Annotated in this window: 12 protein-coding genes; 9 read left to right on the plus strand and 3 right to left on the minus strand. The window is 36.4% G+C overall.

Going from position 1 to position 12,636, the window contains the following annotated elements:
• The first annotated feature begins 162 nt into the window (after positions 1–162).
• The 6 genes from IGL13_RS00685 (at position 163) to IGL13_RS00710 (ending at position 6,097) form a co-directional block, all read left to right on the plus strand.
• Positions 163–963, plus strand: coding sequence for a hypothetical protein (locus IGL13_RS00685; protein ID WP_194180226.1), 801 nt, complete (start codon positions 163–165; stop codon positions 961–963).
• An 83-nt stretch (positions 964–1,046) separates the two neighbouring features.
• The gene (locus IGL13_RS00690) at positions 1,047–3,032 is read left to right on the plus strand and encodes a MucBP domain-containing protein (RefSeq protein ID WP_194180225.1); all 1,986 of its coding nucleotides are present in this window, start codon (positions 1,047–1,049) and stop codon (positions 3,030–3,032) included.
• 570 nt (positions 3,033–3,602) lie between these two features.
• The gene (locus IGL13_RS00695; RefSeq protein WP_061100549.1) at positions 3,603–4,022 is read left to right on the plus strand and encodes an RNA polymerase sigma factor; all 420 of its coding nucleotides are present in this window, start codon (positions 3,603–3,605) and stop codon (positions 4,020–4,022) included.
• A 39-nt stretch (positions 4,023–4,061) separates the two neighbouring features.
• A complete protein-coding gene (locus tag IGL13_RS00700) occupies positions 4,062–4,259 on the plus strand; it encodes a helix-turn-helix domain-containing protein (protein ID WP_430604640.1) in 198 nt (65 codons plus the stop codon).
• Between the two features lie 373 nt (positions 4,260–4,632).
• Entirely contained in the window at positions 4,633–4,818 is a 186-nt protein-coding gene (locus IGL13_RS00705; protein ID WP_061100608.1) for a DUF3173 domain-containing protein, read from the plus strand.
• Between the two features lie 43 nt (positions 4,819–4,861).
• Entirely contained in the window at positions 4,862–6,097 is a 1,236-nt protein-coding gene (locus IGL13_RS00710; RefSeq protein WP_194180224.1) for a site-specific integrase, read from the plus strand.
• Positions 6,098–6,118: 21 nt separating this feature from the next.
• Here the strand turns inward: IGL13_RS00710 and guaA are convergent, their stop codons facing one another.
• Both guaA and coaA read right to left on the minus strand, forming a co-directional pair.
• Positions 6,119–7,681, minus strand: coding sequence for a glutamine-hydrolyzing GMP synthase (gene guaA / locus IGL13_RS00715; protein ID WP_002356158.1), 1,563 nt, complete (start codon positions 7,679–7,681; stop codon positions 6,119–6,121).
• A 311-nt stretch (positions 7,682–7,992) separates the two neighbouring features.
• Positions 7,993–8,916, minus strand: coding sequence for a type I pantothenate kinase (gene coaA / locus IGL13_RS00720; RefSeq protein WP_002356160.1), 924 nt, complete (start codon positions 8,914–8,916; stop codon positions 7,993–7,995).
• A gap of 154 nt (positions 8,917–9,070) precedes the next feature.
• Here coaA and IGL13_RS00725 point away from each other — a divergent pair, with 154 nt between their 5' ends.
• Together IGL13_RS00725 and IGL13_RS00730 are read left to right on the plus strand one after the other, a co-directional pair.
• Positions 9,071–9,658 carry an SGNH/GDSL hydrolase family protein gene (locus tag IGL13_RS00725; protein ID WP_002356161.1) on the plus strand — a complete coding sequence of 196 codons (588 nt, stop codon included), beginning with the start codon at positions 9,071–9,073 and terminating at the stop codon, positions 9,656–9,658.
• A gap of 14 nt (positions 9,659–9,672) precedes the next feature.
• Entirely contained in the window at positions 9,673–10,281 is a 609-nt protein-coding gene (locus IGL13_RS00730; protein WP_002378709.1) for a class I SAM-dependent methyltransferase, read from the plus strand.
• 49 nt (positions 10,282–10,330) lie between these two features.
• Here IGL13_RS00730 and add read toward each other — a convergent pair whose 3' ends face one another.
• Positions 10,331–11,362, minus strand: coding sequence for an adenosine deaminase (gene add / locus IGL13_RS00735; RefSeq protein WP_002356163.1), 1,032 nt, complete (start codon positions 11,360–11,362; stop codon positions 10,331–10,333).
• Positions 11,363–11,503: 141 nt separating this feature from the next.
• Here add and IGL13_RS00740 point away from each other — a divergent pair, with 141 nt between their 5' ends.
• Positions 11,504–12,511: a substrate-binding domain-containing protein gene (locus tag IGL13_RS00740; RefSeq protein ID WP_002356164.1), complete on the plus strand. Its 1,008-nt coding sequence runs from the start codon at positions 11,504–11,506 to the stop codon at positions 12,509–12,511.
• Positions 12,512–12,636 lie beyond the last annotated feature (125 nt).

Raw genomic sequence — 12,636 nt, forward strand, 5'->3', positions numbered from 1 at the left:
AACCCACTCCTTTTTAAGTATTTTGTCAAAATATACTGATGCAGAAAAAGTTGAGAACGATTTTTTTGATTAGATATATCATAAATGAATAGTATTTTTCGTCAATTATGGTATTAAACTAAGCAATTATAAATACAAAATAAATAAGTTGGAGATGGAAAAATGAGGAATATTTGGAGATTAGGCGCTATTTTATTTACTATTGGTGCATTAAGTGCATGTAGTAATAAAAATGAGTCAAGTGAATCTACACAAGCATCAAATGAAATTAGTTTGAAAAGTGCTGAAAATGATGCAAAGACAGTACTTAGTTATATCTATGATGGCAAAGTCAATGGTGTGGAAAAAGTAACTGGTCAAACAGCAGATGAGAATGATGATTTCCTACTATCTAAATTAGCTGAGAAACAAAATGACCAATTTGAAGCGAATGAAAATGATTATTATTTAATCATAGATGGCTCTAAATATTTTGCGGAAGATATTGTTGCTGATTATGCGAATGCCTACTTAGAAAAGACTAAAGAAATTGGCTATGACTCTGACATTAAAGTGGAAGAGTTAAATAAAGATGAAATAACTATCGCAGCGACAATTACCCCAATTGCAGGACTCTCTGAAGCCAATCCAATTGGTAATGCACGTACAGAATTATTTGGTGGATTAGATGAAGAAGAATTTATCCACAAATCTCAGAACAAAGATGTGAAGACAATTCAAAGCTTGATTACATTAAAATTATACGCCATGTATTATGGTGATATGGCTAATTCACCTGAAAAATCACCAGAAACAAAAGAAGTTAGCTTTACAATGGAGAAAGAAGGTAACCACTACACAGTAGATGAAGATGTATTGTATCAATTGGCAAAAGACTCTCGGGATCAAAATTATGCAGATAGCACAAGTACAACTAAATCAACGGATACACTGGATAGCGATATGGTTGATGATTCTCTCTAACAGATACTCTATTGACTGCCGATAGTAGAGCTATGGATTTATGACATATTTAAGTGAGTGACACATGAGTATCAGGAGACTTTGTGATTAGTAAAAAACTATTATTAATTAGAGAAGAAGGAATTGAAACAATGAAAAAATATATCTTATCAACTTTACTTTTTTCAACCCTATTGATAGGGACTATAAATGTAAATGCTGAAGCAAAGAACGACAGAAACATCGATTTAAATAAAGCAGAAGCAACTTCAAATTTAAGTACAAATCCTATCAATAACAAGGAAGAGATTATTTATTCTTCATGGGGCAATGCTCCTGTGGAATTTAATAAATCTAGTGGTCAACTAATTGTAAAGAAAGGAGAGATTTCAAACTATACTTATATTACAGATTATGTTGATGAAAGTAACGAAATTAGCAAGAAAGATGTAAAAAGTATTATATTTGAAGACGTTGTTCAAGTACCAAGCTATGGGAGACACTTGTTTTCAGCTATAAATATGTGGACGAATCTTGAAAGTATTACTGGTAATTTAGACACATCTAAAGTAACAGATATGAGTGACATGTTTTGTAATCCTGCTTTATCAAATATTGAATTGAGTAATTTTGATACATCAAATGCAACGAATATGCAATTTATGTTTCAATCTTCAAAAGTTAGTCAGTTAAATCTACAAAATTTTGATACATCTAAAGTGACAAACATGGCAAGTATGTTTCAAGGCATGCCTAATTTAACTAATTTAGATGTAAGTAATTTTGATACATCAAATGTAACAACTATGCAATTTATGTTTGATACGATCCCTAATCTAAAATCATTAACTTTACGTAATTTTGATACATCTAAAGTAGAAGATATGTCGTATATGTTTAGACGAGATTATAGTATTAATGAGTTAGACTTAACTAGTTTCAATACATCGAATGTAAGGAACATGGAAGATATGTTTTCTTCAATGTCTAATCTTAAAAAGCTAGACCTAAGCAGTTTTGAAACATCAAATATTACAATGTATGGGATTTTTTATGGAGATTACAAATTAAGTTGTTTAACATTAGGAAATGCATTTAAATTTGGTAGTGCCTCAGAATTACCAGAAATAGATCAAACAAATGGTTTGTATTCTGGTAAATGGATTAAGAGCAATCCAGTGACTCCAAATTCTATTTATGATAGTAGTAAAGTATTTATGGAAAAATATGACGGTTCGTTACCTGGGACATATGTATGGCAAGAAGGACAGCCTGAGGGTAATGCATTGGTTACTGTGAATTATGAAGATGAGGAAGGAAATGAAATTGCAGACTCCGTTATATTAAATGGCAATGTTGGGGAAGAGTACACAACAGACCAAAAAGAAATAGCTGGTTACACCTTTAAAGAAGTGAAAGGGAATGCGACCGGACAATTTACAGACCAAGCACAAACTGTAACTTATATATATACTAAAAACTCAGTAGCAGGTGGAGATGTCACAGTTAAGTACGTAGATGAAGATGGCAACTCAATTTCCGAGGATGTCATAAAAACTGGAAATATTGATGACCAATACACGACAGACCAAAAAGAAATAGCTGGTTACACCTTTAAAGAAGTGAAAGGGAATGCGACCGGACAATTTACAGACCAAGCACAAACTGTAACCTATATATATATCAAAGACCCAACAGTAGGTGGTAATCTAACGGTTAAATACACGGATGAAGATGGAAATACAATTTTAGAAGATGTCGTAAAAAGTGGCAACATTGGTGAAGAATATACAACAGATCAAAAAGAAATACCGGGGTATACCTTTAAAGAAGTGCAAGGCAATGTGACTGGTCAATTCACTGACCAACCGCAAACCGTAATCTATGTATATACCAAAGACCAAGTAAAAGGAAGTAAAGGTCATTCGAACACAGGAAATCAGAATACAGGAAATACCAATTCTAACAAATCATCATCAAAAACTTTACCAAAAACTGGTGAAAAACAAACAGCTATATTATCTATCTTGGGTAGCTTAATTAGCGGTTCGGCAGGAATTATAGCACTTGTTCTAAAAAGAAAAAAATAAATTAGGCAACAGTTAAAAAGCAAAAAAGTTGCTAACTATCTGAAAGACTTAGCTATATTAATAGATTGCTTCCAAAAAATTCTTGATAAATGAGTCCATCTTATTATCATAGATTCAAGAAATTAATAGTTCTTGGAAAAATTGACATGGAATCAGAGGAAACTTTATCAGAGCAATAATAGAAGTTATTTTGAGGTATCAATTTGTTAATCATTTATTTGCTTTTTCACATAGCATTTTGACGATTTATGCATCTACGGTGAAGATTTAACAATCCTGACTATTTCTTTCTGGTCACTTTTTGACGTAGTGATATACTTGTTTTTTGGTTGGAAGGTTCTTAAAAAATGTTTTTGAGGATATATATTTTCAGCAATTAATAGACTTGTTTTCTAACGGTGAATTAAACGCTTGTCTATGAAAAATATAGATGTGATTGTTTAAAGATCAAACTGGCTATTTTTGGCTAGTTTGTTTTTTTTTTCTTTTTTTAAAAAATAGTGCCTTTTGAATCGTAGTAATTGTGGAAAGAGGAAGAGCAGAATGAATGATCATTAAGGAGATGTAAACATGGATTATTCACAAGAAGCTCACATACAACATTTATTTGATAGCTACTGTAAAAAAGTTCTATGTAACGAGGCAAAAGACATTAGAGACAGCAGAAGCGTACAGAGAGAAAATCAAATTGATTTGGATCTTGTTCATGATCACGGAAAGGACAGTTTTCTTAATTACAATGTCGAAGAAGAGATAGTTTTATCAATATCTTATGGATTGCCTGTTCTAAGGTCAGATTTGGAAAAAGCTTTAATTGACCTTGATAAGCTCAGTAGGAAAATTATTTGTTTATACTATTTTGATTATTATAATGATCGCGAAATTGGTGAAATATTAGGTATTAAGAAAGGAACCGTAAATTACTCGCGAAAAAGATCCATTAGAAAGATTAAGGCTAGTCTTTCTCGGGGAGTGTATGATGAAAAATAAAAAAAAATTTCCTCAAGAAATTTATTACCTGGGTCTGTAATTGCAAAGGCTGCTCAGGGTGATTCGTTGGCTATGGACGTTGTACTTAAAACCTACAAATCCTATATTTACAAACTTTCAATGACTCGGCAATATGATGAAAAATGCTTTGTTGGAAATTATCCAGATGAATATATTCGTAGAATGTTGGAAACTAAGTTGATTATAGCTGTTACTAAGTTCGATATAAATAGATAGATGCAGGTCTTCCTCTTTCCGTAATTTAAATAGATTATTGACCTTTGAAAATTAAATAATTCTGTTGGTAACGAATACTCTATTTCATCTGAATGTCGCCATGAAAAAGTATATTTTGAGCGCTTAGTATGTATGGTGAAAAGAGAGAATAATGATACTTCCGCAAGGCTCGCCAAAGACTGGGGAGAGGTGAAATTCCTATGGCCTGCAAAGGCTATCAACAGAATATATTATTATTGGAACAAGCAAGTAGGTTTGTGATACATCAATAGAAGATAGTTTTTCAACATAATCATGCATCCAACAATTGGTGTCGTGGTGTGGTAAAATAACTACGAATATTGAAATTTATCAAACCTCGAAAGGAGCCTTGATGATAACTGTTACAAAGAAGGATTTAATAGAGTTAGGCTATGGGAATTCTTTTTCAGCAGATATTATTAAAAAATCAAAAGAATTAATGATTTCAAAAGGTCACACTTATTATCAATCAAAAAAACTAGGTAGGGTACCTATTGAAGCTGTAGAAGAAATATTAGGAATTAAAATTTCTAATTAGGATTTCTCGGGTTAAGTTTGTGCTTGCAAGAAGGAGCAAAACTATGACAAAAAATAATTCTATTAAAAAGGCAAAAAATGGAACCTATTATTTTAGAGTAAATCTAGGATATGATCAAAATGGAAAGAAAGTGCAAAAGTACAAAAGTGGTTTTAAGACAATCAAGGAAGCTAAAGAAGAATACTCTAAATTGTTATTGGAAAGCTCAGAACATCTTAGTGAAGAGAAGGATAGCATTCCCTTTAAAGAATATGTGGAGGAGATCTTTCTACCTTGGTATAAAACGCAAGTCAAAATTAGAACCTATGAAAATCGAGTAAATTCAATTCGGAAACATTTTTCTTATTTCTATAAATTACCTGTAAATAAAATTGAGCCTATTCATGTTCAAAAATGGCAATCTAAATTGTTCAAAAAACTTAGCGCTTCTTATATTCGTAACGTTCAGGGGATTTTTTCTATAGCTATGGACCGTGCAGTTGTTTTAGGAATGGCAAAACAAAATCCATCAAAAATCGTAGGGAATGTGAAGAAACAAAAGTCCCAAATTGACTTTTGGACAATCGATGAGTTTGAAAAGGTTGTCTCTTGTATATATAGAGAAGATTATTATCAAAATTTTCTTTATGTGTCGTTATGGTTTTTATTTATGACAGGGATGCGAATAGGAGAGGCGACAGCCATCCAATGGGAGGACATTGATTTTGATACCGGTGTTCTAAAAATTGATAAAACTTTGTACTATAAAAATTTAAGTCACTATGAGTTTGTTGAGCCAAAAACAAAGGCCAGTAATCGTTTTATTGTTTTGGATGAGGATACTTTGAATCTTCTCCAAGAATGGCAAAAGATACAAGAAAGTGTCGTAAAAACAGGATTTGTAATGAGTTACAATGGGGAGCCTACGCAAAAGTATACAATTAGTTATGCGATTACTCGTTTTGCTAAGATAGCAGGTGTACATCGGATTAAAATCCATGCTTTACGCCATTCACATGCTTCTTTATTGATTCAAATAGGCGAAAATGCCTTAGTCATTAAGGAGCGTTTAGGCCACGAAGACATTGAAACAACATTAGGAACATACGGCCATTTATATCCACACAGTAATTTTGAAGTTGCGTCAAAACTAAAAGGACTTGTGAGTCCGAAACATTCAATAACAAACCTCGATACATCCCCAACCAACCAACACACTATTGGTTTCATGCACAAAGTTCAAAAGTGCAATGAAAGTGCAATAGAAAATGAAAAAAAGCCCGAAACCCTTGATGTATAAAGGTTTCGGTGCTTCCAACCACTATTCCCACTCCACAGTTGCAGGTGGTTTTGAAGTAATATCGTACACGATACGGTTTACATGTGCAACTTCGTTCACGATGCGCACAGAGATTTTTTGTAAAACATCCCAAGGGATACGGGCAAAGTCAGCGGTCATGCCATCGATAGAAGTCACAGCACGGATACCGACTGTGTAATCGTAGGTACGGCCATCGCCCATAACGCCTACTGAGCGGATGCCAGGTAAGACAGTAAAGTACTGCCAAATGTCACGATCTAAGCCAGCTGCTGCGATTTCTTCACGTAGGATAGCATCTGAATCACGAACGATTTGTAATTTATCTTCTGTAATTTCACCAAGCACACGAATACCTAATCCTGGTCCTGGGAATGGTTGGCGCCAAACGATTGCATCAGGCATGCCAAGTTCAGTTCCTAAGGCACGAACTTCGTCTTTGAATAATGTATTTAAAGGTTCAATTAATTCAAATTGCATGTCTTCAGGAAGACCACCAACGTTGTGATGTGATTTAATTGTTTGCGCAGTTTCTGTACCAGATTCGATGACGTCTGTGTAAAGAGTTCCTTGTGCTAGGAATGAAACGCCTTCTTCCCCAGCAAGTTTAGTTGCTTCGTCATCAAAAACATACACAAATTCGTTACCGATGATTTTACGTTTTTGTTCAGGGTCAGAAACGCCTGCTAATTTGCTTAAGAAGCGTTCTTTCGCATCTACTTTAATAATGTTTAAGCCAAATTTACCGCCTAAACTTTCCATTACTTGTTCCGCTTCACCTTTACGTAATAATCCATGGTCAACGAAGATACAAGTTAATTGGTCGCCAATGGCTTTTTGTAAAAGCACGCCGACAACACTTGAGTCAACGCCACCTGATAAACCAAGTAAGACTTTTTTATCGCCTACTTGTTCACGGATTTTAGCGACTTCCATATCGATGAAGTTTTCCATGCTCCAGTCACCAGTACAGCCACACACATCAAAAGCAAAGTGACGTAATAAGTCGTTACCATATTCTGAATGACGAACTTCTGGGTGAAATTGTACGCCGTAGAATTTGCGGTTGGCATCTTCGATAGAAGCGATTGGACAATCATTGCTTGTCCCAACTTTTTCGAATCCAGGAGCGATTTCTGTTACTAAATCACCGTGGCTCATCCAAACGGTTTGTTTCGCAGGTGTTCCTTGGAATAAGGTCGCATCACCAAGGATTTCTAATTCTGCTTTTCCGTATTCACGGTTTGCGGCAGGTTCTACTTTTCCGCCTAAGTTATGAGTCATTAATTGCATACCGTAGCAGATGCCAAGAATGGGAATTCCTAACTCATAAATTTCTGGATCAATGCTAAAAGCATCTTTGTCATACACGCTGTTTGGTCCACCTGAGAAGATGATTCCTTTAGGCGCGATTTTGCGAATTTCTTCTGCCGTAGTTCGGTGGCTTAATAACTCAGAGAATACGCCAAATTCACGAATACGACGAGTAATCAATTGGTTAAACTGACTACCAAAGTCTAAAACAATAATTTTTTCGACAGATGTCAAATCGGCAACGTTAGTCACGTCTATTACCCCTTATCCATTTAAATTTATCTAAAGAAAAGGCGGTTAAAAAGTGGTCAGCACCAAGAATTAAGAAAGGATTTTCAAAAATTGTTTTACGATTTTTAGAAAATTTTGGCTTAATTCCGCAGGGGCTACTTTTAAACAGCCGAGAATCAGGCGGTTAAAAAGTGGTTCACTTTTGTTCCGTACTCTTCTTTGTCTAGCTATACTTATTAAAACATTTTACTCCTTGAAAGTCATGCATTCTGCTGAAAATTTTCAAGGATATTTCTACAAAAGATACAGGATATTTCTTAGCTCGTCAACCCTTAATATTTACGTAGATAGATTTGGTCAATCAAATGATTTTCCGTTTTATGCAAAATAATGTCCGCACGTCCGCGCGTTGGCAAGATATATTCCTCCAAGTTCGGTAAGTTCACGGTTTTCCAAACATTCCGTGCCATGGCGAAAGCATCTTCTCGTTTGCCAATTGCATATTGGTAATAATAATTATTAGGATCTAAGAAAGCCGTATCTAATAAGGCCCCAAAACGTTCTAGGTACCATTTTTCAATTAAGGCTGGATCGGCATCCACAAAAATAGAAAAATCAAAAAAATCACTCACATAAATTTGTTGATTGGCGGGTAACTGTAAGGTGTTAATGCCTTCAACAATCAGAATATCTGGTTGTTGAATCAACTCATATTCGCCTTCGATAACATCGTAGACACTGTGAGAATAGACGGGTGCTTTAATTTCGTCTTTGCCGCTTTTGACTTCGTTTAAGAAATTAATTAGCTTCTCCATGTCATAACTTTCAGGAAACCCTTTTCGGTCCATAATTCCCTGTTCTTCTAACACTTTATTGGGATACAAAAATCCATCCGTTGTAATGAGTTGAACGTTTCTTCGTTTAAACGTTCGGGCCAGAATTCTTTGCAAAAGACGAGCGGTGGTGCTTTTACCAACGGCGACACTGCCGGCAATTCCAATGATGAATGGTGGTACAGAGACATATTCATGTAGGAATAATCCTTTGCTAAGTGTTAGCGATTCAAATTCTTTCATGTACAAATGAATAAGATGCGTTAAGGGTACATAAATTTCTTGTACATCTTTTAGTGAAATTTGGTCGTTCACACTTTTAATGTTATCCAATTCTGCTTCGGTTAACGGTGCTTTGCCGTCATGATAAAACCCATGCCATTCTTCTCTGGAAATTGGGTAGTAATTCATTTTATCGTCCATTGTTCCTCCACCAAACCCTGTTCAATCTTTGTACATTTTACCATAATTTCACAAGGGAAACACAGGATTTTACAAAAGAATTCCCTTCTTCGCCAATTTATGATGAAAATGGTATCATGAAAAGAGAAAACTGTTAGAAAAGAGGGGAAAAGCCATGAGAAAAATTGTATTATTTGGTGATAGCATTACTGCTGGTTATTTAGACGAAGCCGTCTCACCTGTTCTTGTTGACTTAGTGAAACGGGATATTGCTGCGATGGGTCTAGAAGAAGTGGCTGTCATTAATGCTGGAATGCCTGGCGATACAACAGAAGATGGTTTAAAACGATTAAATAAAGAAGTGCTAATTGAGAAACCTGATGAGGTAGTGATTTTCTTTGGCGCCAATGATGCGTCACTGGATCGAAATATAACAGTAGCCACGTTTAGAGAAAACCTTGAAACAATGATTCACGAAATTGGTTCAGAAAAGGTGATTTTAATTACGCCACCATATGCGGATAGTGGCAGACGTCCAGAACGTCCACAGACGCGTATCAAGGAATTGGTCAAGGTTGCACAAGAAGTCGGGGCGGCACATAACTTGCCAGTTATTGATTTGTATAAAGCGATGACTGTTTATCCTGGAACGGATGAATTTTTACAAGCGGATGGTTTGCATTTTTCACAAGTGGGCTATGAATTATTAGGTGCCTTGATTGTTCGAGAAATAAAAGGTAGACTAAAACCAAAACAAGCATAGATAGGAAGAACAAAATGGTGAATCATTATTATACAGAAAATCCAGAATTAGCACATGATTTAGAAAGCTGGTCTTTTCCATTACGTGGTCGGACCTTTCAGTTTACGACCGATAGTGGGGTCTTCTCAAGAGGAACAGTGGATTATGGTTCTCGTGTGTTGATTGATGCCTTTGAATGGGAAAATTTACCAGCAGGCCGTTTGTTAGATGTTGGTTGTGGCTATGGACCAATTGGGTTGTCCTTAGCAGCGGCGACTGGTCGACTGGTGGAAATGGTGGATGTCAACCAACGGGCGGTTGGGCTAGCTCAAATGAACGCCCAACGTAACCAAATTACTACTGTGGATATCCATTCTTCCAATGTGTATGAAACCTTAAACGAAACGACCTACGCGGCGATTGTTAGCAATCCGCCCATTCGTGCAGGCAAAAAAGTTGTCCATGGCATTTTAACAGGGGCTTTTCCGTTGTTGAAAGTTGGTGGCACACTAACGGTAGTTATTCAAAAGAAACAAGGTGCACCTAGTGCAGAAAAGAAAATGGCTGAAGTATTTGGCAATGTTGAAATTGTGACAAAAGACAAAGGCTATTATATTTTACGAAGTGTTAAAGAAGCAGAGTAAAAAAGAACCTCCACTTTAGTGGAGGTTCTTTTTTAGTGGAGGTTCTTTTTTAGAATAGATATGCTTGATCAATTTTTTGGTTCAACAGTTTTTTTTCGTCTGGCGATAAAAAAGCACCTGCAAGCGCATTTTTAGTGAGTTGCTTCATTTCGTCATAACTTAATTGATACCAAGTGGCCAATTTCATGAATTCCTTCGTTAACGTAGTATCTGAAACAGTGCGATTATCGGTATTGATGCAGACGGCTAAGCCAGCCTCTATAAATTGTTGAAAAGGGTATTCAGCCAATGTTTTGACGGTGCCTGTTTGGAAGTTGCTAGTTGGACACATTTCTAAAAGAACCTTTTTTTCTTTTAAGAGCGCCAAATATTCGGGTGTATCTTTCAAAGCAATACCGTGGCCAATCCGAGTAGCACCTAAAGTGACAGCATCAGCGACATTTTTGCCACAGCCGCATTCCCCAGCGTGGAGTGTTAATGGAATTGACAATTGGTTGGCTAAAGCTAATACGTCTTCAAATGTGTATGGAGGGAAATCGACTTCATTGCCAGCTAAATCAAAGCCGACAACGCCTGTCTCTCTGAAATCATGCGCTAAGTGAACGATTTTTTCTATGGCTTGTTGTTGGTCATGCCGCATGCCGCATAACAGTGCATTGCTTTTTACACCAAAATCTTCTTCGCCTTGTTTTAAGCCAGTTAAAACAGCGGTCACGATTTCAGGTAACCGTAAGCCTTTTTCTGTATGTTGCGAAGGCGCAAAACGCACCTCTATGTATGCCACGCCATCTTCTGCAGCTTGGCTAATCACGTCATACGCCGCTGCTTGCAAAGCTTCGGCCGTTTGTAGACAGGTTAGCACGAAGTCGAACCGAGTTAAATAATCATTCAAATCGGTGCATTTTTCAGGGGCAACCACTAACTCTTTCAAGGCTTGTTCGTCTTGGGGTAATGGAATGTTTTGTTTTTCAGCAATGGTGCGTAAAGTGGTTGGTCGAATCGACCCATCTAAGTGACAGTGCAGCTCGATTTTTGGTAATTGACGGACACGGGATTCTTCCATGAAAAAAATAGCCTCCATTTTCTTTTGTTTTTTAATCTTTTTAGTCTATTTCTTTTGTCTTTTTTTTGTTAAAATGTAAAAGATTCGATAAGTATTTTGAAGACTGTAACACGTCTACAAATGTCTGTCAATGCAAAAGGAGACGTTGGGAGGGGCGCGATGAAACTAACGATTAAAGAAATTGCTGATATGGCTGGTGTTTCTGTCACAACCGTCTCACAAATTCTGAATAATAAAGGGAGTCGTTTCAGTGAAAAAACCCGCAACAAGGTGTTGGCGGTAGTCGCTGAAAATCATTACAAACCAGATTACTTTGCTTCGAATGTAATCAACCGTCATTCCAAAACCATTGGTATGATTGTGCCAGATGTGACGGATTTCTTTTTCTCAAAAGTGATTGAAGGTGTAGAAACATATTTAAATTCGTTAGGCTACATGATTTTGTTATGCAATTCAAAGCATGATTCCGAGCAAGCGATGCAATATGTTAGCGAGTTGATTCATCGGTCGGTGGATGGCATTATTTTTGCCACGCCGAATGTTTTGCCAGAAAATCATATTTTAAAAGACCGACGAGAACATCCGATTCCTGTCATTCTTGTCGATCGTGGGATTAATCCACGAGATAGTGGACGATTAATCGTTAAAGAGTACGAAGGTGCTTATCAAGCGGTCCATCATTTGATTCAACAAGGGCATCAGCATATTGGCATGTTGCGTGAAAGTGCCGGCTATTATCGTTTGACGGAACGAGTGACGGCGTATCAGCATGCGTTACAGGACAACAATTTACCTTTTCGTCCGCATTATGTTTGTGCTGGGGAATTGAACTTGCATGGCGGCTATGCTGCGGCGAAAGAAGTTTTGAAAAATGAAGAAATCACAGCAATTTTTTGTGGCAATGATGAAATGGCGATGGGAGCTTATCAAGCCATTGAAGAAGCGGGCAAGAAAATTCCTGACGATATTTCGGTGGTTGGTTTTGATGGCTTGGAAATTTCCGAATATTTGGTGCCGAGTTTAACAACCGTCTATCAGCCGAGTTTTGATATTGGCTATTATGCAGCAAAATTTTTGGTGGAAGCTATTGCAGATCCAACAGGGAAAGTTCCAAATAAAGTTTTTGATGCGACGTTTATTGCTAGAAAAAGCACAAAACCGATTTAAAAAACAGCTTAGAAATAGAATGTTCGTGTTGTTTGCGTTTTCACAAGAAAAAAATAATAGTAAACTGGTTTACTAAATGGTTTAAAGCTGAACGATTTTGTTGTATAATACATTATCGGGAAATC

The organism is Enterococcus sp. DIV1937 (genome assembly GCF_050535975.1).
Lineage (GTDB): Bacteria > Bacillota > Bacilli > Lactobacillales > Enterococcaceae > Enterococcus > Enterococcus faecalis.